The sequence below is a fragment of the Pseudomonas sp. NPDC008258 genome, from assembly GCF_042956345.1.
Taxonomy (GTDB): domain Bacteria; phylum Pseudomonadota; class Gammaproteobacteria; order Pseudomonadales; family Pseudomonadaceae; genus Aquipseudomonas.
The window spans coordinates 90,550-112,642 of the sequence record NZ_JBIBGE010000001.1; the positions used below are offsets into that span (position 1 = coordinate 90,550).

Sequence of the window (22,093 nt, forward strand, 5' to 3'; positions counted from 1 at the left end):
GGTTCGACACATGGCATTTGACGATACATTTCGCTTGAGTTCCCATGCTGTGATACTTAACGAAAACAATGAAGTCCTTCTGTTAAAGGCGAACTATGGATGCTTCTCTTGGGGGCTTCCCGGCGGGGCTTTAGAAATTGGGGAAACTATTCATGAAGCATTGGCTAGAGAGTGTCTTGAGGAGTTGAGTCAGCCGATAACCGCTGCAACACTGACTGGCGTATATTATCATAAGCACTATAACTCGCAGGCCTTTATCTTTCGTTGCAACATAAATGAAATTTCAAAAATAACGCTGAGCAGTGAGCATTCAGAATACAAATTTTTCCCCGTATCCTCCCTGAGTGAAATCCAAAGTATTCGCGTCAATGACTGTTTGAGCTTTTCTGGAGTCGTTACCAGCAGAAAGTTCTAAGAGAGCGCTTTAGTTATCCCCGCTTTCCATTATCTCCGCTGAATAAGTCTACCTCCGCTTGAAGCCCTTTCTTCTGCCGGCCAGAGCTGCACCAAGCACTCCCATACCTGGCTCTATTGACTTTTTTGCTCGCAAGTTAACCTCTCCCACGCATTCAATGCTGCTATCGCACACCACATGAACCCTGTGCGCGCAGTAACCCACTCAGTTGATCCTCGTACTTGTTAGGTCGCACTGAATATTGCTGAAGGCGCAATATCTCAAGCGTCGTCATACGAGCACGTGAGATACAAATCAAAGCAAATTAATAACCTATTGATATTATTCAAGAAAATCTGGTTGTGGGAATTCTCCTGCGTTGTTGGTTGACTTTTCCTACGACAACTTACCGTATTTCTCATCGCAATTTGTTCTACGATCAGTATCGCAAGCTACTCCTCAGATAAAACCTACGACACGATCACCGAGAGCAGCGATGAAGAAATATAAAGACATGGATTTTCTAGGCGCAAGGTGGAGCAATTCCACGCAGTCTCCATATGAGACAAGAAATGCAAGCAGATGGCTAACGGAGCGCTCGAAAATCCTATCAATTGGAAGCTGCTTTGCAGTAAATTTCGCACGCTGGATATCATTGCATAACATCTGTACTACAGCTCCCGAGTGGGGGCTTCATTACAATACAAAAACTATACTTAATGAGCTGTCGCTTTGTGCGAATGGAATACAGAAAAACATTACTTGGGCGGTTGAATCAGGTGATGGCAGGGTCCGTTTTCATGACGCAAAGAGACACCCTATCAATAAGGACTCCGAATTTGAGCTATCTGAGGAGCAGATCAAACTAGAGATTCATGGAAAAAACGCAATAAAGAACTCCACAGCCTTCATCATCACCGTCGGTCTCAGCGAGATTTGGGAGCAGAAGATTGGAGATGACTGGCATTACTTAAACCGGGCCCCTCTGCAAAACATTATTTCTGATAAGCCATTAATCTTTCGTAATCGCTTTCAGACTGTAAGTGAAATTAAATCCGACCTTCTTGAAATAATAAATGTTATTCACTCTGCACGCCGCGGCGCAGTGCCAATTATTTTTACAGTATCTCCAATACCGTTAAAAACCAGCGGTGTACCTTACGACCCCAGGATTGCAAATGTCAGGTCAAAATCGAATCTGGTTGCTGCAATTCATGAATTATTTGATGAACACCCAGAGCTAGAGAGCGTTTCATACTTTCCTGCTTTTGAGATGTTCTTTCAATCATCAGGTCAGCCAGCGGCATGGCAGCATGATGGAAGGCATGTTACAGCAGAGAAAGTGGATTCCGTCTGTCGGATGTTCATTTCAATCTATGCAAAAAATACTGAACATTTCAACAGAGATATCAATTTTGTAGTGCCGGAGGTTTGATATGAACAGGGCAACTCTTACGCCATTGAATTACGATCTAAACCTAATACCTACGATTCATATATCACCCTCAAAAAACTCAACGCTTCCGTTATTAGCAGCCTCCATACTCATCGAAGGAGTCACTCTTCTAGAAATTGATGATGATCATATTGATGACGTTAAAACCATGATTGCAATCCTATCCAAACTAGGTGCTCGCTGCATCCAAGAAAAAGATCGATTAATCATTGATGCACGTGGCCCTATTCACTCCGAAGCTTGTTTTAAAGAGTGCTCAGACACGCGCTACAGCTTATTGCTGCTTGGTATATTGAGTTCGCGTACCGGAAGTGCCAAGGTTTCGGTTCCTGGTGGCTGCGATCTCAACCGTCCCTTCGATTATCATATTGAATGCCTAACCAAGCTCGGAAACACCGTAAGCTATAACGACGATGAAATATCATGCACCAAAACTGCTGAGCCGATAAAAACACTACAATTACCATATCCATCTGTTGGCACTACACTTCAAGCAATATTTTCGTGTGCCACTGGCAGTATTAACTCAACAATAACCATCCAGAATTCGGCCCTAGAGCCAGAAATTGATGATGTAATAGCCTTTCTCAATAAGGCCGGTACAAAAATCTTGCGAAACGGTACTGACTTGATTGTAGTGCCCGTCAGCAATCAAACACTTCAAGGAATCAAACACAAACCCATTTTTGACCGAATCGAAGCTAGCTCTTATGCTTTTGCATCGATGGCCGTTAGAAAATTGGTGCTGCTTAAAAACTGCCCAACTCAATTCATGGGTGAGCCACTTCAAATCTTGGATCATTTGAAGTGTGCTTACTACCTTTTAGGCGAGGGGGACATACTGATCGATGGCAGAGTATTTGACGAACATCAGTCCCTCGAAATCACAGCGCGCCCTTATCCAGGTTTTCCCACTGACCTGCAACCTATCTTAGCCGCTCTTTGTTGCACCCTTAGTTCACAATATATAATTCGAGATATGGTTATGCCATGCCGCACAAATTATGTTGATGAGCTTAGAAAAATTGGCGCAGAGATCTCCTGCTTGAAAAATACGATTTCGATCAAGGGGTTCAAAAAGAAGGCCAACCAAATATCGATAAACGTATCTGCTCCAGATCTGCGAGGCGGAATGGCAATAGTGCTATTAGCGATCTCCAGCGGATGTCATATCAACATCACCGCCTTTAATCAAATACTGCGTGGCTACTCGAGAATAATAAGTAACGCCCAAATACTTGGAGGTCAGATAACTTATGACAGCGCCACAAAAAACTGATCTAACTGAATTAAATTCCTACTGTATTAACTCAAGCGCAGAGCGTACGTACTCACCAACCAACTTGAGGGAACTGAAATCCGCAGTGGCGCATAGTGAGGGCACAAATCGAATAATCCTTGGAGGTGGTAGCAACATAATCCTTAGCAAATCCAACTATTATTGCGACACTTCATTTTTACTCATGCAGCGGATGCATAAGAAAATTAGTTGGGAAGGCACTTTATGCACAGCAAGCAACTCAGTCCGCCTGCAGACACTCGTCCAGGAATCAATTGACAGAAATCTGGCAGGCCTTGAAAGACTAATAGGAATACCCGGTACAGTCGGCGGGGCTATTTACATGAATGCCGGAGCTTTCGACTGCGATATTCATCAAGCATTAGTAGAGGTGACAACTTTCAATGTTGAAAGCTTCTTGGTCACTACTTATAACAAGGATGAGTTAAGGAGCTCTTATCGAGCCAGTATATTTCAAGAAAGCAGAGAAATTATCATACAAGCCAAATTTAAATTTATACGAGGTGCACCTAACCAAGCTGTCGCCCTGTCAGCTAAAACCATTCTAAACAAACGCAATATGACGATGCCATATATTTTACCGAATGCCGGAAGCGTTTTCAAAAGGCCAAGTCACGAACTTAGAGTGGGTGAAATGATAGATGCGTTAGGAATGAAAGGATTTCGAATTGGAGGTGCCATGATATCCGAACTTCATGGTGGGTTTATTGTAAATATTTGTCAGGCAACTGGAGGCGATGTGATAGCGCTAACCCAACATATACAGGGCGCAGTTTTTAGGGAATACAACACAACGCTCAATCTCGAACAAATCATAATATGAAATTCTATTTCCTCGAAAATATAACAAGCAAAATTAAGTCCATCCTCGGATCCCCTAGTCTAGGTGTTAAAGCCGTAATATTTAACAATAAGCAGCAAGTCCTTTTAATACAGCATACTTATCGAGTCGGCTGGCATTTGCCAGGAGGAGGGATAATATCCGGAGAAACACCGCGCGCGGCCGTCTGCAGAGAAGTACTAGAGGAAACAGGTCTTACAATTTCCAATCCTATGCTCGCGTCCGCCCTCTTGAATAAATGGAGGTATCAGCATGACTACGTCTTACTTTACAAGGTAACTGCTTTTTCAGGGTTCCCAAAGATTCAAGATCATCATGAAATAGAAAACATTGGCTGGTTCAATTTGAACAGGCTACCTGATGAGATTACATCAAGCACAAGAAGTCGAATATCTGAATTACTTAATGGAGACAACCTAAATGATCACTGGTAGCAATCTAAAAGTCACCTGCTTGCAAAAGCTAAGCAGCGCTTGCGAAGAGTGGGCGCCTGACGTGGTTTTTTCCTTTGTTGATCCCGGTACTCGAATAACAAAGTACTTAGATTATCAGCCAGCCAAGCACTTTATTTACGAGATCTATGATCAAGAGCAAAGCGCAAATCTTGAGCACATGGCATCAGTTGTAAAACAATACATGAAAGACATCAGCGGACTAGAAGCCCGAGATGGTACAAAAATACTCTTTCACTGCCACGCAGGTGTAAGCCGAAGCACCGCATTCGTATACATTTATTTACATTATCATGGCTCTAACGCTTTTGCGAAGCTATTGCAATTAACAAACAAACCCTGGCCGAACTATAAAATATGCGAAATGGCTGAGAACCTTTATTTTTGTCCTGGAGATCTTACAGCAGATCTTCAGCATTACAGGCGGCAGTACAAAAATCGTTTGCGAGCTTACAGGTGCCTTAATCTTGCCAGAGGTTTGACTTCACCAGTAAAACGATAAATCAGGATCTCAATATGAAAGACTACAGACTTGCAATCGGATTAAATGACTGTAATCGCCTACAAATGCTGAATGAAATATACAATCCCTCAAGCTTAGCTTTTTTGCAAAAACATGTATTGTGCAACCAGCCGCCAGCATCAATTCTGGAGATAGGGTGTGGGCATGGACATATGACATGCATTTTGGCGAAAGCCTTGACTCCACACGGTGGGGAAGTCATAGGTAGAGATATATCTGAGAGCCAACTTGAAATTGCAAGGGAAACTGCAAGAAAAAACAATCTTAGAAATATCAGCTTTGAGTGCAGTGATGTCAGTATTAAAGCTGACATCACCGGGTGCTTTGATTGCACCTACAGTCGTTTTCTACTCATGCACTTGCATGACAGAATAGACGCTTTGAAGTTTATCAGCGAATCTTTATCGGAGAATGGGATCTCAATATTTGAAGAGCCTTGTCTAAGCAGTCAATTTTGCCATCCCTACTTTCCGGAATTTTATGAGGCGAATGCCTTGACGATTAAATTAGGCGAAAAACTTAACCTCAATTACAATAATCCCGTATCACTGCTGGACGAAATTTCAAAGCTGTATCACATAGAGGCTATTAACGTTTCGCAGCCGATATTAGCAACAGCTGAACATAAAAAAATAATATATGAATCATTTAATCAGATTTCAATGGATTTACTAAGTCATGCCCTTTGTAGCGAGGCAGATGTCCATCGAATAGCGGAGTCGCTTTATAGCTTCTCTTGCTCTCTCGATGGTTTTGCAGCCGGACTGAGAGTGCTACAAGTCAAGGCGCGGCGAAAATAGATAATCAACTTGAGCAGTTATCGGTTGGGCACTATTTTTACTACCTATGACTGCATGGCTCGATACCGCGTCGAACAGAAAAGGCGGTCGCGTAGGTTGGCACAGGTGCTACTGGCCCGAAATAAATGTGGGAGCGGGCTTGCCCGCGAAGCAAGCTCCGTTGTGTATGGCACCGGAATCACAAATGGGGCTGCTAGCGCAGCCCATCGCCGGCAAGCCAGCTCCCACAGGTACTGCATCAGGCTTGGTGGTTGCGCAGTATCTGTGGGAGCTGGCTTGCCTGCGATCGAGGGCGGAGCCCTCGCTAGCGGTCCTGGATCAGAACACGTTCAGCGGATAATCCACGATCACGCGCACTTCATCGTTGTCGCTGTTGCGGTCAATCGACGCATAACCCTGGCTGCCACGGTGGGTGGCATAGCGCACCAGTACCGACAGGTCTTTCAGGTCACCCTCCTGGAACACGTACTTCACGTCCAGGTCGCGCTCCCAGTGCATGGCGTTCTTGCCATCTTCACGGTAGTAGTCGTAGTGGGTGGTGTCCTTCACCGCCTTGGTCAGGTCGGCTTCACCGCGCGAGTACGACAGCGAGGTGGTCAGGCCAGGCACGCCGGCGCCGGCGAAGTCATAGTCGTACTGCAGCTTCCACGAACGCTCGTTCGGCGCGTTGAAGTCCGAGTACATGCGCGAGTTGTCCAGGTACACGCTGTCGCCCAGGTTGATGTAGTCGAACGGCGTGTTGCCGTTGACCCGCTGGTAGGCGGCGGTGACGCTGTGGAACCCGGCGTTGACGGTGAAATGCACGCTGTAGGTGTTGTTGTCGATCTTGCCCAGCAGGGCCTGGCCGGTGTCCTGGGTGTGGTAGAAGTGCACGCCCGGGTTCAGGCTGACCAGGTCGTTGACCACGTAGGTGTAGTCGAAGTCAGCGTAGTACTGGTTCCAGATGTCCTTCAGCTCGGCGGCGTACAGGTTGGCGGTGATGTTCTCGGTACCGCTCCACGAAGCGCCGGCCCAGTTCAGGTGCTTGCTCTTGTCGTGCTCGTTCAGCGAGCCGTAGTAGGTATCGATACGGCGGTGGCCGCTTTGGTTGTACGGGTGGGTGAAGCTCACCTGGCCGCCTTCGAGCAGCAGGCCGTCGATGCTGGTGTTGGTCAGGCTCACACCGCGGAAGGTCTGTGGTAGCATGCGCGTTTCGCCGCCAGCGATCACCGGGTTGGTGAGGAACAGGTCACCAGCTTTCAGCTCGGTGTCGAAGGCCTTCAGCTTCACCGCAGCGCCCGCTGTGGAGAACGAGTGCGGGGCAGCGCCCAGTTCGTCGTTGTCCTTGATGTGCTGGGGCAGGATGCTGGTGCCGGCATGGCCGCCACCGCCATCGAGCTTCAAGCCCAACATGGCATGGGCATCCAGGCCAAAGCCGATTACGCCCGGGGTGTAACCAGACTCGAAGCGCGCAACCGCGCCCTGGCCCCACTCGCGGGTGTCACGCACGCCGGCATTGTGGTTGTCGCGGTTGAAGTAGGCATTACGGAAATGCAGGTTGAAGGACGACCCTTCGATGAAGCCATCAGCCTTGTCTTCATCTGCCTGGGCGGCGAAAGGGATCGTTGCAGTCAACGCAATGAACAGCGGGGTAAAACGAAACGCGGAAGGCACCGGTACTAGCTCCTTTGGTATGACGGTGGGGCAGTTGTTATTTTTGAATGTGCGTCTTTCTTATAGGTGAACGTTACAGCCGGGCTGATAGTTACAGCACATAAAAAAAGCCGCTGATCGGCAGCGGCTTTAAAAGGCTAACATATCGGCACCGGTGGTGCCCATGGCGTAGCCAAGGGAAATCGGGAGCAGTGACAGCGCTTTATCAGCTGTCGGCGTTGGCATCGACAGCAGCCTTGGAAGCTGTCTGTTTGGCGTCTTTTGCAGCGTCAGCCTTGTTTGCGGCTACAACGTCGCGGGCCTCTTGATGGACGGCGGCGAGCTCTGCATTACGGGTGACGAAAGCGCTGGATTCTTCGGCCATGGCCAGGGGCGACAACAACAGGGAAGACAGAACGAAGACGCTGGCAATACCCATACTGTTGGACATTTGAAACTACCTTCTTGCGGTGCAAGTGCTAATGAGGACAGGGGTAAAGTTAGTCCTTTCAATGCACTGGAAACAGAGCGAAGTGCGATAAGCACTGTTGCGCAAAAGGTAACGATCCATCAAAAAGCAATAGTACTTTTGGCGCAAAGGCCCGCGCTAGACGCGGTCCTTGTGGGAGGAACTGTCTTGTTCAAAATCTGAAAGCTTGCGCAATCTCTGTGGGAGCGGGCAAGCCCGCGAACACCGGCAGCGCCGGTGCCATCCACCGCGTCGCCTGTTTCGCGGGCATGCCCGCTCCCACAGGGACCGCGACCTCCTGTCAGGCATGGGTGGGTAGCTTGATACCGAAGGTATTCGCCCCAGCCCCACTGCGCACAAACACCTCCCCCCCATGCATCAGCGCAATCGCCTTGACGATGGCCAACCCCAGCCCATGGTTGCCCCCACCGCTGTTGCTGCGTGCCGCATCCACCCGGTAGAAACGCTCGAACAGCAACGGCAGGTGCTCATCGTCAATCGCCGGCCCCGGGTTGCTCACGGCAATGCTCACCTGCCCAGGCCCGGCATCGATCTGCACCTGGATCACCTGGTGCGGCGCCGTATGCTGCACGGCGTTGTTCAGCAGGTTGATCAACGCCCGGCGCAGTTGGGCCTTTTCGATAGGCGCCTGGGCATCGCCGGTCACGCTCACGCTGACCTGCGCGTCTTCGAGGATGTAGTCCAGGTAATCGAGGGTGGTCGCCACTTCCTCGGCCAGCGAGGCCTGAGCCAGGGCGGTGGCCTTGCTGCCCTGGTCGGCACTGGCCAGGAACAGCATGTCGTTGATGATGCTGCGCAGGCGCTCCAGCTCTTCCAGGTTCGATTGCAGCACTTCGAAGTAATGCTCTGCACTGCGCCCGCGAGTAAGCGCTACCTGAGTCTGGCCGATCAGGTTGGTCAGCGGCGAGCGCAGTTCGTGGGCAACGTCGGCGTTGAACGCTTCCAGCCGCGAGTAGGCCTGGCTGACGCGATCGAGTGCGGCGTTGAAGGCACCGGCAAACTGCGCCAGTTCCGGGGGCAGGGCGTGGGTTTGCAAGCGCCCGTCCAGGCGTGGCGGGGCCAGGGCCTGGGCCTCGTTGGACAACGCCAGCAGCGGGCGCAAGCCAATACGCGCCACCCAGTAGCCCAGCACGGAGGCCAGCAGCACGCCGAGCACTGCCAGCCCGACAATCGCCACCAACAGGCTGTGCTGGGCCTGCCAGAACGTTTCGGTGTCGATGCCGATCAGAAAGCGCAGCGGTGGCCGCTCGCCCAGCGCAGGCAATTCGCTGACCAGCACCTTGTAAGGGTAGGGCCGGTCGGGCAGGCGCAGGTCGCGCATACCCTGCGGGCCTTCGGCGAAGGCGCGTACAAGCTCGCCAGGGTGGCCATATTCATAGGCAGGGTTGCTGCTGACTACCCAGAAGCGGATGCGCTTGTCTTCTTCGCCGAGCAGGTTGAGCTTGTTGTTGATCTTGGCCCAGTGATCGGGCGTGCCGAAGCGGTTGAGGGTGGATTCGAGCACGCTGAAACGCGCGTCCAGTTCGGCCTGCGGCAGCAGGTCGAGGCTGCGGTCGACCTGGCGGTACAGCGCCGAGCCAATCAATATGAATACGCCCAACGCCACCAGGATGAACAGCGCTGACAGGCGCAGGGCGATGGAATTACCCCGCACGGTTTTCCAGGACATAGCCCATGCCTCGGATGGTGTGCAGCAACTTGTTGTCGAAAGGCCCATCGAGCTTGGCGCGCAGGCGTTTGATCGCCACTTCGACGACGTTGGCGTCGCTGTCGAAGTTGATATCCCAGACCAGCTCGGCAATCGCGGTCTTCGACAGGATTTCACCCTGCCGCCGGGCCAACACACTCAGCAGCGAAAATTCCTTGGCGGTCAGGTCCAGGCGCTGGCCGGCGCGTGAGGCCTTGCGTGCCATCAGGTCGATCCACAGGTCTGCCACTTGCACTTGCAGCGGTTCATGGCTGCTGCTGCGCCGGGTCAGGGCTTGCAGGCGGGCGACCAGCTCAAGAAAAGAGAACGGCTTGCCCAGGTAGTCGTCGGCGCCTTCCCGCAGGCCATGGATGCGGTCTTCGACCCGCTCGCGAGCGGTCAGCATGATCACCGGCGTCTGCTTGCGTGCGCGCAAGGCGCGCAGCACGCCATAGCCGTCCAGGCCGGGCAGCATCACATCCAGCACGATTACCGCGTACTCGCCTTCCAGGGCCAGGTGCAGGCCGTCGATGCCGTCCCGCGCCAGGTCCACGGTAAAGCCCTGTTCGCTCAGGCCACGATGCAGGTAGTCGGCGGTTTTTTCTTCGTCTTCGATGATCAGCACACGCATGGTCTTGTCCTAGCTGGCACTTGGCGCTGCCGCACGGGCAGCCTGGCGGCGGTGGAACAGGCGCTCCAGGGCCAAGTATATGACCGGGGTGGTGAACAGCGTCAGGGCCTGGCTCACCAGCAGGCCGCCCACCACCGCAATGCCCAATGGCTGGCGCAACTCGGCACCGGTGCCGAAACCGAACATCAGCGGTACCGCGCCGAGCAAGGCGGCCAGGGTGGTCATGATGATCGGCCTGAAGCGCGTCAGGCATGCCTGGTGAATCGCCTGCTCCGGCGTCAGGCCATGATGGCGCTGGGCTTCAAGGGCGAAGTCGATCAGCAGGATGCCGTTCTTCTTGACGATACCGATCAGCAGCACCACCCCGATCAGGCCCATGATGCTGAAGTCCTGGCCCATGGCCCATAGCAGGACCAACGCGCCCAGGCCGGCCGAGGGCAGGGTGGAGATGATCGTCAGCGGGTGGACGAAGCTTTCGTACAGCACGCCGAGGATGATGTACACCGCCACCAGCGCCGCCAAAATCAGCCAGGGCTGGCTCGACAACGAACTCTGGAACGCTTGGGCCGCACCCTGGAAGTTGCCGCTGATGGAGTCGGGCATGCCCAGCTCGCGCTGGGTGCGGTCGAGGATGCTTACGGCATCGCCCAGGGCCACGCCAGGGGCCAGGTTGAACGACAGGTTGGCCGCCGGGAACAGGCCATCGTGGCTGATCGACAACGGCCCGGTACTGGGCGGGGCCACGTGGGCCACTGCCGACAGCGGTACCATTTCGTTGCTCAGCGGCGAGCGCAGGTAGAAGTAGTTCAGGCTCTCGGCCTTGCCGCGTTGGCGGGCATCCAGTTCGAGGATCACCTTGTACTGGTTGGTGTCGGTCTGGAATTCGCTGATCTGCCGCTGGCCGAAGGCATCGTAGAGGGCCTGATCGACGTCGGTGGTGGTCAGGCCGAAACGCGCTGCGGCCTGGCGGTCGATGTCGATGCGGGTAACGCTGGCGCCCAGTTGCAGGTCGTTGGACAGGTCGCGGAACGCCGGGTTTTCACGCAGGCGGTCGGTCAGGCGTTGGGTCCACAGGTTCAACGCCTCGCCATCGTTGCTCTTGAGCACGTACTGGTACTGGGTGCGGGACGGGCCAGAACTGAGGTTGATGTCCTGGCCGGCGCGCATGTACAGGACAATGCCCGGTACCTGGGCCAATTTGGGGCGCAGCCGGTCGATCAGCTCGCTGGCCGACACATCGCGTTCGCCACGCGGCTTCAGGGCGATCCAGAAGCGGCCGTTGGCGATGGTCTGGTTGCTGCCGGTGACACCCACCGAATGGGAGAACGCACGTACGGCCGGGTCCGCCTCGATGATCTTCGCCAGCGCCTGGTGCTTCTCGATCATCGACGGGTACGAAACGTCCGCTGCGGCTTCGCTTGTGCCCAGAATGAAACCGGTGTCCTGCAACGGGAAGAAGCCCTTGGGGATGGCCACGTAACCGGCCACCGCCAACGCCAGGGTCACGCCAAACACGCCGAGGGTCAGGCGCTGGTGGGCAAGGGCGCGGTTCAGGCCTTTTTCGTACCACTTGACCAGGCGCTCGCCAAAGCCGCCCTTGCGTTCACCGGGCGGCCGGCGCATGAACAGCGCGCAGAGGGTGGGTGCCAGGGTCAACGAGACCACCACCGAAATCAGGATGGTGGAGGTGGCGGTCAGGGCGAACTCCTTGAACAGCCGTCCAACCACGCCGCCCATGAACAGCAGCGGAATGAACGCGGCAATCAGCGAGAAACTGATCGACACCACGGTAAAGCCGATTTCCCCGGCGCCCTTCAGTGCCGCCGTGCGGCTGTCGTCGCCGGCCTCCAGGTGGCGGTGGATGTTCTCGACCACCACGATGGCGTCGTCGACCACGAAGCCCACCGAGATGACGATGGCCACCAAGGTCAGGTTGTTCAGGCTGAAACCCAGCACATACATCAGCGCGCAACTGGCGATCAGCGACACGCCGAGCACGCTGGACACCACCATGGTTGCCGACCACTGGCGCAGGAACAGTGCCATCACCCCGATCACCAGGGCCACGGCGATCATCAGGGTCAGTTCAACTTCGTGCAGCGAGGCGCGAATGGTCTGCGTGCGGTCCTGCAGCACCGATACCTCGACCGAGGCCGGCAGCATCTCTTGCAGCTTGGGCAGGGCGGCCATGACCCGGTCCACGGTATCGACGATGTTGGCGCCGGGCTGGCGGAAGATCACCAGGTTCAGCCCTGGCTGGTCGCCGGACCAGGCTTTGACGTAGGCGTTTTCGGCGCCGTTGATCACCTTGGCCACATCCTTCAGGTGCACCGGAGCGCCGTCGCGGTACGAGACGATCAGTTGCGCATAGTCCTCGGGGTGGAACAGCTGGTCATTGGCGGCGATGGTCGACACGCTGTGTTCGCCGTACAACGCACCCTTGGCCAGGTTAAGGCTGGTCTGCTGGATCGCCTGGCGCAGGTCGGCCAGGGTCAGGCCGATGGCGGCCAGTTTCTCGGGTTGTGCCTGCACGCGGATCGCCGGGCGCAGTTGCCCGGTGATGTTGATCAGGCCCACCCCTTCGATCTGGCTCAGCTGCCGCGCCAGCAGGGTTTCGGCGTAATCGCTGAGGTCGTTGCCGGGCATCTGGTTGGAGCTGACCGTCATCACCAGCACCGGGCTGTCGGCCGGGTTGACCTTGCGCCAGGTCGGCGGGTTGGGCAGGTCTTGCGGCAGTCGGGCGGTGGCGGTGTTGATCGCCGCCTGCACCTCCTGGGCAGCGGTGTCGATATTCTTGTCCAGGGTGAACTGCAGGATCAGGGTGGTCGAGCCCAGCGCGCTGCTGCTGGTCATCTGGGTCATGCCGGGGATGGCGCTGAATTGCACCTCCAGCGGCGTGGCCACCGACGACGCCATGGTTTCCGGGCTGGCGCCGGGCAACTGGGCGGTTACCTGAATGGTCGGGAAGTCCGCCTCGGGCAGCGGCGCTACCGGCAGGCGCGGGAAGGCAATGGCGCCCAGCAGCACCAGGGCGAAGGTCAGCAGCAGGGTGGCGATGGGGTGGTCGATGCACCAGGCGGAAACACCGTTGCGCGTGTTCATGGCTGGCTCCGGCGGTCAGCCATTTCCGACGGCGCGGGGGCATCAGGCGTGACCTCTACCCGTGAGCCCGGCTTGAGCCGCGACTGGCCGTCGAGCACCAGCCGCTCGCCCGCTTTGACCCCGGCAATGATGTTCAGCCCGCTGTCCTGGTACAGCACCTTGACCGGCACACTGGTGACCTTGTCGCCATCCAGGCGGTAGACGAAGTGCCCGTCAACGCCGCGTTGCACCACCGGTGGCGGCACCACCAGGGCGTTTTCTTCCACGGCGGTGCGCAAGCGGATGGTGACCAGCTGGCCCGGCCACAGGTGGCCGTCCTTGTTGTCGAACTCGGCTTTTACCCGCACGGTACCGGTGGTGGCGGAAATCTGGTTGTCGATCAGCGCCAGGTGGCCTTCGCCGAGCAGGCTGCGTTCGCCGTCGGCGTCCATGTAGGCTTGTACCAGCGCCGGGGTGGATGCCTTCAACAGGCTTTGCAGCGTTGGCAGCATCTGCTGCGGCAGGGCGAATTCGACGGCAATCGGGTCGATCTGGGTGACGCTGAACAAGCCTTGGGTGTCGCTGGTACGTACCAGGTTGCCCGGGTCGACATTACGGATGCCAACGCGCCCGGTGACGGGTGAGCGGATCTGCGTGTAGGAAAGCTGCACCTCGGCGTTGGCGATGGCAGCCTGGTTACCTTTGACCGTGGCCTGCAACTGATTGACCAGCGCCTGTTGCTGGTCGAGGGTTTGCTTCGATACGCCGTCATCGCTGCTGAGCAGGCGGTAGCGCTTGAGGTCGACGCCAGCCACCTGGATCTGTGCCTGGCTCTGGCCAAGCTGGGCGCGGGCCTGGTCGAGGCTGGCGCGGATGCTGCGGTCGTCGAGGGTGGCGAGCAGGTCGCCTTCCTTGACCCATTGGCCTTCCTTGACCAGCACCTGGGTGAGCACCCCTTCGACTTGTGGCCGCACCTCGACGCTGTGCAGCGACAGCACTGTTCCGATGGCACTGGCGTAGCGCGGCACGTCTTGCTGGGCGACGTTGATCACGCGAACCGGCACGGCGGTTTGCGCGCGGGCGGCCGGTGCGGGTTGGCGCTGGCTATACCAGCTGCCCGCTACCACCAGGGCCAGGAGCGCCAAGGCGGCGAGGATGACAGAGCGGGACGGACGTCGCATCGGTGCGGGCACCTTGGCCAGAGGGGAAGAAAACGGTTGTCTGTACTCAATCTTATAGCCCCCGGACCGGGTCGGCAGCGTGACCGCTGGCTGACAGCCGTGTCAGTTTCGCGACCTTTAGTCATGCGCGGTTTTTTTGTGGGAGCGGACGCGCCCGCGAACACCGGCAGAGCCGGTGCCATCCACCGCGGTGGGTTCTTCGCGGGCATGCCCGCTCCCACAGGGATTGTGCAACGCCCTGCAGTTTGGTGGTTTGGCTAGAAACCGATAAAGGCGTAGTACACCGGGGTCTCGCTGGTCGTGCGCAAACCAAGCCCCTGCAAGCTCGCGACCAGCGCTTCATCCTGCACATGCAAGGTCCACTGCCCCTCGTCATCCCCCTGCACCTGCGCCAGCGCAGTGGCAAACGCCCCCATGTCCGGCAGGTAAGCGGTAAACCCATTACCCTTGAGTGCACTGGTGGTCATGCCCAGCGCCTGGCACACCGCCACCTTGGCAGCAATGTCATCCCTGTCGGCCTGCCGTGAGGCTTGCACCAGCGCTTCCAGCTCCGCATCGACCAGTTGCGTGCCGTGGATCAGTTCCGGCCCCTGCTGCCACGCCTCCGGCGGGCAGTCCTTGTTGTCCGGGCGCAGCGGAATGTGCGGGTTGATCTCGACGGGGTAGATGCGACAGACCAGCGGGCGTTCATCGTAGATGGTGCACAGGTCGTTGTCGTCGAGGTTACGGCAGCGCCCGGGGTTGAAGGCGGCAAAGGTCACCGTCACGCGTGCCTCGCCGTCGCCGCAGTGCACGGGGTGGGAGCGGCGCAGTACATGCTCGCGCTGGTCGGTCGGCATGCCGGGGCCGTCGGTGACGAACGCCTCGATCAGCACCACCACCTGCCCGGCATCGTCCGCCCAGCGTCGCGCCTCATCAAGGGTCAGCGGCACATGGTGGCCGGTGCAGCACTTGCCGCAGCCGGTACAGCCGAATCGCAAGCTGTCGGTCACTTGGCTTCCGGGCTCCACTCGCTGACAAAGGCACGCTGGTGCTGGCGGTCGTACAGGCACAACTCGGTGCCGGTGCGTTGCTGCATGTGCTTTTGCGGGTAGACGCCTTCGATCAGCAGGGCGCTCATGCCCACCTGGTCATCGAACTCGGCGGGCTTGCCACGGGCGTGGGCATCCTTGAACTGGCTGGCGGCCAGGCAGGCCTTGAGCATCTGCTGGCGCTGCTCGTTCCAGGCCTGGCTACTGGAGGCCTGGGCAACACCGCTGAAGAGGGCGCAGATGATCAGGATAGAGCTGAAAAACTTCATACGCGATTCCGGCAGTTTTCTCACGAGGGGCGCGAATTATGCCCGGCTCACCCCCGGCGGCAAACCGGGGAGTTTGTCTCGGAATATATCAGTGCTCGGCGAACACCACGGTACGCGCCGCCACCACCAGACAATCGGTCAGCTCTGGCGAGGAAAACTTGGTCAGGATGGCGTTGGCCCCGGCCTGGGTTGCCTTCTCGCTGCTCATGGCGCTGTCCAGCGAGGTGTGCAGCAGTACGTACAGGTGCTGGAAGTCTGGCGTTTCGCGCAGGGTGCGGGTGAAGGCGTAGCCGTCCATCTCGCTCATTTCGATGTCGGAGACAATGATGTTGATTTCCTGCGCGGTGCCTTGCAGTTCCAGTAACACGTTGATGGCGTCCTTGGCGCTGCGCGCGGTGTGGCACTCGATGCCCAGGTTGCGCAGGGTGTGCACCGACTGCTGCAGGGCTACCTGGCTGTCGTCCACTACCAGGATGTTGGCGGCGGACAGGAGGCTGGCATCCTCATCGCTCAAGGTGCCGTGATGCGGCTCGGCTACCGGTGGGGCGATGGCGTGGATGACTTTTTCGATGTCCAGCACCTGCACCAGGGTGTTGTCCACGCGGGTCACGCCAGTGATGAACGAGCGGTTACCTGAACCAAAGGGCGGCGGTTTGATGTCGGTGCTCAGGCAATGCACGATGCGGCTGACCGCCTGCACATGCAGGCCCTGGCGCGAGCGGCTGATCTCGGTGACGATCAGGCAGCCACCTTGCGGGTCTTCCAGCGGTCGCTCGCCGATGGCGCGGGACAGGTCGATGACCGACAGCGAATGGCCGCGCAAGGTCGCGACCCCTTTTACGTGGGGGTGCGCTTCGGGCAGCTTGGTCAGCGGCGGGCAGGGGATGATCTCGCTGACCTTGAGCAGGTTGATTGCCATCAACTTGCCGCTGCGCAGGGTGAACAGCAGCAGCGACAGCGAGTCCGCGCGGGCATTTTGCGTGGCCATGGTGACCTTCGGTGGGGAACAGGGGATAACGGGTTATCGGCCTGTTCGGGCTGGGCTTTAGGTCTGTATTGCCTGTTCTGGCCCAATCGCCGGCAAGCCAGCTCCCACAGGTACAGCGCAGCTCTCAGGCCCTGCGCTGTACCTGTGGGAGATTCTATGGTTTCTTGCAATGGCATCAGGGTTGCCAGGTGCTCGCCACGGCATCTTCAGCGCCTGTGAGATCGAGCGCCGCCCGCGCGGCGCATCGCGAGCAAGCTCGCTCCTACATTTGTTTCGGGCCAATTATTCCTGTGGGATTTGCGCGCGAACGCTTTGGCGCATGACTCGATATTGCGTCGAACGAACAAGGCGGTCGCGCGCGCATGGCACAGGCGTAACTGGCCCGAAACAAATGTAGGAGCGAGCTTGCTCGCGATGCGCCGCGCGGGCGGCGCTCGGTCTCACAGGCGCTGCATACCTTATGGCCAACACCTGCCAGCCTTGACGCGATCCCTGTGGGAGCTGGCTTGCCGGCGATTGGGCCGCAAAGCGGCCCCGGCCAGTTACCGTTCGCGCAGGGCCTCCTTGGCCCGGTTCAGCGGCTTGATCAGGTAGTCCAGAATGGTCTTTTCCCCGGTGCGGATATCCACCGTGGCCACCATCCCCGGCACGATCGCAAAGTGCTTGCCGGCCTTGTTCTGCAAGCTGTCCTGCTCGGTACGGATGAACACCCGGTAGTAGTAGATTTCGGGCTTCACTTCATCCTGCAAGGTATCTGGCGATATACCTACCACCTTGCCGTCCAGCCCGCCGTACACCGAGTAGTCATAGGCACTGATCTTGACCTTGGCCGCCTGGTCCGGGTGGATGAAGGCGATGTCGCGTGGGGCAAACCGGGTTTCGATCAGCAGGCGTTCGTCCATCGGCACGATCTTCATCACCTGGCCGCCCGGCTGCACCACGCCGCCCAGGGTGTTGACCTCGATGTCCTTGACGATGCCGCGTACCGGCGAACGCAGGGTCAGGCGGGTGAGCGAGTCGCTGCGCCCGCGGATCACCTCGGCCAGGCTGTCGGCCTCGGCGCTGGCCTTGGCCAGTTCTTCCCGGGCCCGCACCAGGTAGTCGGAGCGGGCTTCGTTGGCCTTGAGCTCCAGTTCCGAGCGCTGCCGGTTCAGGCGGATCACCTCGACCCGGCTGGAGGCGCCCATCTTGGCCAGGTTTTCGGTGATCTTCAGTTCGCTGCGCACCAGTTGCAGCGAGTCCTGGATGCCCGCCAAGGTCTGCTCCAGGCCCCGTCGCCGGGTCTGGTACAGGGCGGTTTCAGCGTCGATCAGCTCGGGTGAGTCGCGCAGGCTTTCGGGGAACGTCAGCGGCTTGCCAGTCACCTCGGCCTGCAAACGGGCCTGGCTGGCCTTGGCGGCGCGGTACTTGGCCTCGCTTTCGCCAACGCTGGAAGCGGTCTTGGTCGGGTCGAGCTGGGCCAGCACCTGGCCGCGCTCCACCAGGTCGCCCTCGGCCACGCTCATCTGCGCCACGATGCCGCCCTCGAACGACTGGATTACCTGCTCCCGTGAGCTGGGGATCACCTTGCCGGTGCCGGTGGACACTTCGGTCACTTCGAACCAGGCCGCCCAGGCCAGGAACGCCGCCAGCATCAGCGCGCAGATGGTGATGATGCGGCCGGCGCGGAATACCGCCTGGTCGTCCTGCCCGTCCAGGTAGGAGGCCGGTAGTTCATGGTTGCTCATGCCTGCGCTCCTTGCAGTTTGGCCATTGCGGCATCACGCGTGTCGTCGATGACGATGCGCCCGCCATCCAGCACCACGATGCGGTCGACCCGTTGCAGCACGCTCAGGCGGTGAGTGGCGATCACCAGGGTGCGGCCCTGGCAGAAACGCTCCAGGTTATCCAGCAGCTTGCGCTCGGTCAGGTCGTCCAGCGACGCGGTCGGCTCGTCCAGCAGCAGTACCTGCGGTTGACGCACCAGCAGGCGCGACAGCACCAGCGCCTGGCGCTGGCCGCCCGACAGGCCCAGGCCACCTTCCAGAATCAGGTGATCCATGCCTTTGGGCAGACGGCGCACGAAGTCCAGTGCCCCCGTGGCGGCGAGTGCGGCCACCAGCTCCTGGTCGCTGGCCTGGCCGGCGCCCAGGGTGAGGTTTTCCCGCAGGGTGCCGTGGAACAGGCGCGCGTATTGCGGCAGCAGGCCCACGTCACGGCGCAGGTCGGCAGGGTCGAGGTGGGCCAGGGCGATACCGTCCAGGCTGACTTCGCCTTGCACCAGGTCCATGGCCCCACCCAAGGCTTGCAGCAGGGTCGATTTACCGGCGCCGTTGCGGCCGAGCACGGCAATGCGCTCGCCCGGTTGAATGTCCAGCTGGCCGATGTTCAGTACGGGTGGGGATTCTTCGCTGTAGCGCAAGTTGGCCTGGCGCAGGCGGTATTCGCCGCGGATCGCCGGCAGGTGTACACGGGCTTCGCCCTCGGGGTGGTCGACCGGGGACTGCATCAGCTTGTCCAGCCCTTGCAGGGCCACCTTGGCCTGTTGCCAGCGGGTCAATACATGGGTCAGTTGAGCCAGCGGCGCCATCATCCGCGAAGACAGCATCGAGGCTGCCACAAGGCTACCGGTGGTGAGGTCGCCGGCAATCACCATGGGTGCGCCTATCACGATGACCACGGCAAACACCGCGCCTTGCACGTTCTGCGTCCAGGTCACCAGGCCATTGGTGAGGGTGCGCAGGCGCAGGTTGGTATGGGCGCAGGCGGCATTGTACTGGTTCCATTGCCGCTCGAAGCGTGCTTCGGCCTGTAGCGCCTTGATCTCGTCCAGGCCCTGGATACTTTCCACCAGCATGGCGTTGCGCAGCGCCGACTCGCGCATCGAAGCATTGGCCAGCCGCGCCAGGCGGCGCTGTGCCAGCAGCCCGGGCAGCACCATGGCCAGCAGCGCCACCAACGGGATGAACACCAGCACGCCGCCGATCAGCCAGAACACCAGCAGGAACAGCAGGAAGAACGGCAAGTCGGCCAAGGCCGTGGCGGTACTGGAAGTGATCAGGTCACGGATCGACTCCAGCTCGCGCAGTTGCGAGATGAACGAACCGGTGGACTTCGGCCGCACCGAGTTGCGCAGGCGCAACGCATGCCCGTAGACCAGGTCGCTCACCCGCAGGTCGGCGCGCTTGCCGAGCAGGTCGGACACCTTCAACCGCAGCAGGCGCATGCTGAAATCGAACACCAGCGCCAGCACCACGCCGCCAAACAGCACGTACAGGGTGGGCAGCGATTCGGCCGGGATCACCCTGTCGTACACCTGCATCGAGAACAGCACCCCCGCAAGGGCCAGCACGTTGGCCACCAGCGAGGCGACCATGACCTGCCCATACGGGCGCAAGTCGCGCAGCACGATACGGGCGAACCAGTGGCGGTCGTAGGGCGCGGTGTAGTCGTCGGTGCGCACGTCACGCAATGGCCGCGCCGGACGCAGCAGGGCGACCCGGTTGATACGGCCCTTGAGGGTATCGCGGGGCAGGCGTGAGGTAAGGCCCTGGTCGCCGGCAAACACCACGGCCAGGTCGTCCTCTTCGGTCACCGACTCGACCACTGCCAACTGGCCGTCGTCCAGCTCCAGCACCAGTGGCGTACGCCACTGCCGCAGGCCCTTGGCATCGAAGCGCACGAAGCGCAGCGCCAGCCCGGCCTGGCGGGCCATGTGCCGTAGGATTTCGTCCAGCGGGCGGGCGTCCTCGACGGCGGCCAGGCGAATACGCTGTGGCGACACGTCCAGGCGGTAGTGGTGCGCTACTTGTAGCATCACTTCCAGCCAAGGGCCCAGGTCTGGCCGGTGAGCCTCTTCGGGGGCCGCAGCGGGCGCCTGGTTTGGCAGGGTTACATTGATCGAATCGCTCATGGCTGGATCTCCACACCTTGCAGGTTGCGCCCGTCAAGGCCAAAGGCCGTGCGCAGGGCGCCGGTGTTGTACAGGCAGTCGACATCCAGGCGCAGCAGGTCGGAGCGGGTGCCGGCAAGTTCGAAACGTGACTGGTAGATCTCGCCCTCGGCGTTGAGCAAGTCGAGCAGCGGCCGGGTGCCCAGGTCGAGGTACTGGCGGCCATAGAGCATGCGGGCTTCCTGAATGCTCACCTGACGCGCCTCCAGCGAGGTCAGGCGACGGCCTAACCCGGAGGTTTGCGCCATGGCTTCGGCCAGGCCGCGACGGGCTTGCAGGCGGGCGGCATCCTCGGCGGAGTCGGCAGCGGTCAGGGCATGGCCGGCGGCGCGACTACGGGCGCTGATGGCGCCGCCCTGATAGATCGGTACCTCGACGTTCAGGTAGATACCCGCCTGGGTGCGGTCCATGCGTGAGTTGTCGCGGTTGTAGTCGTTGTCCAGGTAATGGTTGACCTGCGGTTGCAACGACAGGGTCGGGTAGGCCTCGGCCTTGGCCTGGGCCAGCTCGGCCTGGCCCTGGGCGCGCTGGGCCAGCGCCATCAGCACGGCAGGCAGGCGGTCATCGCCTTGCGAGGGGCGCTTGCAAGCCTGGTTCAATGCGGGAGGTGACTCTTCGGCCAGTGCCGGTGGGGTCACGCGGCCCATCAACGCCGCCAGGGTCGAGCGCCAGCGCTCGTACTGCGCCTGGTATTCCTCCAGCGTGGCCCGGGCGCTTTCCACGCGGGACTCGGCCTGCACCACATCGGAGCGGGTGCTGGCGCCCATGTCGCTGCGCTGGCGAGCCATGCCGGCAATGTCGCCGACCCCGCGGATCTGGTCGCGGGCAATGGTCATCAGCTGCTCGTAGCGGCGGGTTTCGATCCAGGCATAGGCGGTGTCACGGGCCAGGTCATCCACCACCAGCAGGATATTGGCCTGGGCGCGTGCGGCGGCGGCCTGGGCGGCGCTGACGGCGCTGTCGACCTTGCCGAAGTCGTAGAGCATCTGCTTGAGCGACAGGTTGAGGGCCTGGCTGTTGCGGTCGCCGCCATAACCGGTGTCATAACCGGTGCGGATACCGCCGGAAATCTGCGGGTAGTACCCCGCACGGGCGACGTTGATGCCTTCGCCCTGCTTGTACAGGTTGCCGATGGCTTCGGCGATGCTCGGGTGCCACTGCGCGGCCTGCAGCACCGCGTCGGTCAGCCCCAGGCGTTCGCCACTGGCGACCGGGGCCATGCCAATGGCCGGGCGGGCGGGCACCGCTTCGGGCGCATCGCGTAACAGCGATGGCCCGATCTGGCGCAGTTGGGGGTCTATATCATCGGCTGCCTGGGCAACCGGGTGGAAGTTGATGGCCAGGAGCCCGAAGGCTCCCAGCAACAGCGGTGACAGCGGACTGCTTCGCTTCACATAGTTCCCTTA

The 22,093-nt window shown here is 58.7% G+C and carries 19 protein-coding genes; 7 read left to right on the forward strand and 12 right to left on the reverse strand.

What is annotated here, in order from left to right:
* Nucleotides 1-10 precede the first annotated feature (10 nt).
* The 7 genes from ACFY9W_RS00440 (at nt 11) to ACFY9W_RS00470 (ending at nt 5,766) form a co-directional block, all read left to right on the forward strand.
* Entirely contained in the window at nt 11-415 is a 405-nt protein-coding gene (locus tag ACFY9W_RS00440; RefSeq protein ID WP_391124283.1) for an NUDIX domain-containing protein, read from the forward strand.
* A 475-nt stretch (nt 416-890) separates the two neighbouring features.
* Complete coding sequence (locus ACFY9W_RS00445; RefSeq protein ID WP_391124286.1) at nt 891-1,829, forward strand: GSCFA domain-containing protein; 939 nt, start codon at nt 891-893, stop codon at nt 1,827-1,829.
* Between the two features lies 1 nt (nt 1,830).
* Nucleotides 1,831-3,129 carry a hypothetical protein gene (locus tag ACFY9W_RS00450; RefSeq protein WP_391124289.1) on the forward strand — a complete coding sequence of 433 codons (1,299 nt, stop codon included), beginning with the start codon at nt 1,831-1,833 and terminating at the stop codon, nt 3,127-3,129.
* Nucleotides 3,107-3,973, forward strand: coding sequence for a UDP-N-acetylmuramate dehydrogenase (gene murB / locus ACFY9W_RS00455; protein ID WP_391124291.1), 867 nt, complete (start codon nt 3,107-3,109; stop codon nt 3,971-3,973). The genes ACFY9W_RS00450 and murB overlap by 23 nt, the downstream gene beginning before the upstream one ends.
* Complete coding sequence (locus ACFY9W_RS00460; protein WP_391124293.1) at nt 3,970-4,425, forward strand: NUDIX domain-containing protein; 456 nt, start codon at nt 3,970-3,972, stop codon at nt 4,423-4,425. Before murB ends, ACFY9W_RS00460 begins: the two co-directional genes overlap by 4 nt.
* On the forward strand, nt 4,412-4,945 hold the full coding sequence (locus tag ACFY9W_RS00465) for a hypothetical protein (protein ID WP_391124295.1): 534 nt from the start codon (nt 4,412-4,414) through the stop codon (nt 4,943-4,945). Before ACFY9W_RS00460 ends, ACFY9W_RS00465 begins: the two co-directional genes overlap by 14 nt.
* A gap of 14 nt (nt 4,946-4,959) precedes the next feature.
* Nucleotides 4,960-5,766: a methyltransferase domain-containing protein gene (locus ACFY9W_RS00470; protein WP_391124298.1), complete on the forward strand. Its 807-nt coding sequence runs from the start codon at nt 4,960-4,962 to the stop codon at nt 5,764-5,766.
* A gap of 318 nt (nt 5,767-6,084) precedes the next feature.
* On the opposite strand, the gene ACFY9W_RS00475 is transcribed toward ACFY9W_RS00470, so the two are convergent.
* The 12 genes from ACFY9W_RS00475 to ACFY9W_RS00530 form a co-directional block, all read right to left on the reverse strand.
* Entirely contained in the window at nt 6,085-7,419 is a 1,335-nt protein-coding gene (locus tag ACFY9W_RS00475; RefSeq protein WP_391124302.1) for an OprD family outer membrane porin, read from the reverse strand.
* A 205-nt stretch (nt 7,420-7,624) separates the two neighbouring features.
* A complete protein-coding gene (locus tag ACFY9W_RS00480) occupies nt 7,625-7,849 on the reverse strand; it encodes a hypothetical protein (RefSeq protein WP_391124305.1) in 225 nt (74 codons plus the stop codon).
* Between the two features lie 319 nt (nt 7,850-8,168).
* On the reverse strand, nt 8,169-9,557 hold the full coding sequence (locus ACFY9W_RS00485) for a heavy metal sensor histidine kinase (protein ID WP_391124308.1): 1,389 nt from the start codon (nt 9,555-9,557) through the stop codon (nt 8,169-8,171).
* The gene (locus ACFY9W_RS00490) at nt 9,532-10,206 is read right to left on the reverse strand and encodes a heavy metal response regulator transcription factor (RefSeq protein WP_391124310.1); all 675 of its coding nucleotides are present in this window, start codon (nt 10,204-10,206) and stop codon (nt 9,532-9,534) included. The genes ACFY9W_RS00485 and ACFY9W_RS00490 overlap by 26 nt, the downstream gene beginning before the upstream one ends.
* A gap of 9 nt (nt 10,207-10,215) precedes the next feature.
* Nucleotides 10,216-13,308, reverse strand: coding sequence for a multidrug efflux RND transporter permease subunit (locus ACFY9W_RS00495; RefSeq protein ID WP_391124313.1), 3,093 nt, complete (start codon nt 13,306-13,308; stop codon nt 10,216-10,218).
* Nucleotides 13,305-14,468 carry an efflux RND transporter periplasmic adaptor subunit gene (locus tag ACFY9W_RS00500; protein ID WP_391124316.1) on the reverse strand — a complete coding sequence of 388 codons (1,164 nt, stop codon included), beginning with the start codon at nt 14,466-14,468 and terminating at the stop codon, nt 13,305-13,307. The genes ACFY9W_RS00495 and ACFY9W_RS00500 overlap by 4 nt, the downstream gene beginning before the upstream one ends.
* 257 nt (nt 14,469-14,725) lie before the next feature.
* Nucleotides 14,726-15,460: a YkgJ family cysteine cluster protein gene (locus tag ACFY9W_RS00505; protein WP_391124319.1), complete on the reverse strand. Its 735-nt coding sequence runs from the start codon at nt 15,458-15,460 to the stop codon at nt 14,726-14,728.
* On the reverse strand, nt 15,457-15,768 hold the full coding sequence (locus ACFY9W_RS00510) for a hypothetical protein (RefSeq protein ID WP_391124322.1): 312 nt from the start codon (nt 15,766-15,768) through the stop codon (nt 15,457-15,459). Before ACFY9W_RS00510 ends, ACFY9W_RS00505 begins: the two co-directional genes overlap by 4 nt.
* Before the next feature lie 88 nt (nt 15,769-15,856).
* A complete protein-coding gene (locus ACFY9W_RS00515; protein WP_391124325.1) occupies nt 15,857-16,756 on the reverse strand; it encodes a chemotaxis protein CheW in 900 nt (299 codons plus the stop codon).
* 542 nt (nt 16,757-17,298) lie between these two features.
* On the reverse strand, nt 17,299-18,483 hold the full coding sequence (locus ACFY9W_RS00520) for an HlyD family type I secretion periplasmic adaptor subunit (RefSeq protein ID WP_391124329.1): 1,185 nt from the start codon (nt 18,481-18,483) through the stop codon (nt 17,299-17,301).
* The gene (locus ACFY9W_RS00525; RefSeq protein ID WP_391124332.1) at nt 18,480-20,648 is read right to left on the reverse strand and encodes a type I secretion system permease/ATPase; all 2,169 of its coding nucleotides are present in this window, start codon (nt 20,646-20,648) and stop codon (nt 18,480-18,482) included. The genes ACFY9W_RS00520 and ACFY9W_RS00525 overlap by 4 nt, the downstream gene beginning before the upstream one ends.
* Nucleotides 20,645-22,081: a TolC family outer membrane protein gene (locus ACFY9W_RS00530; protein ID WP_391124334.1), complete on the reverse strand. Its 1,437-nt coding sequence runs from the start codon at nt 22,079-22,081 to the stop codon at nt 20,645-20,647. The genes ACFY9W_RS00525 and ACFY9W_RS00530 overlap by 4 nt, the downstream gene beginning before the upstream one ends.
* Between the last annotated feature and the right edge of the window lie 12 nt (nt 22,082-22,093).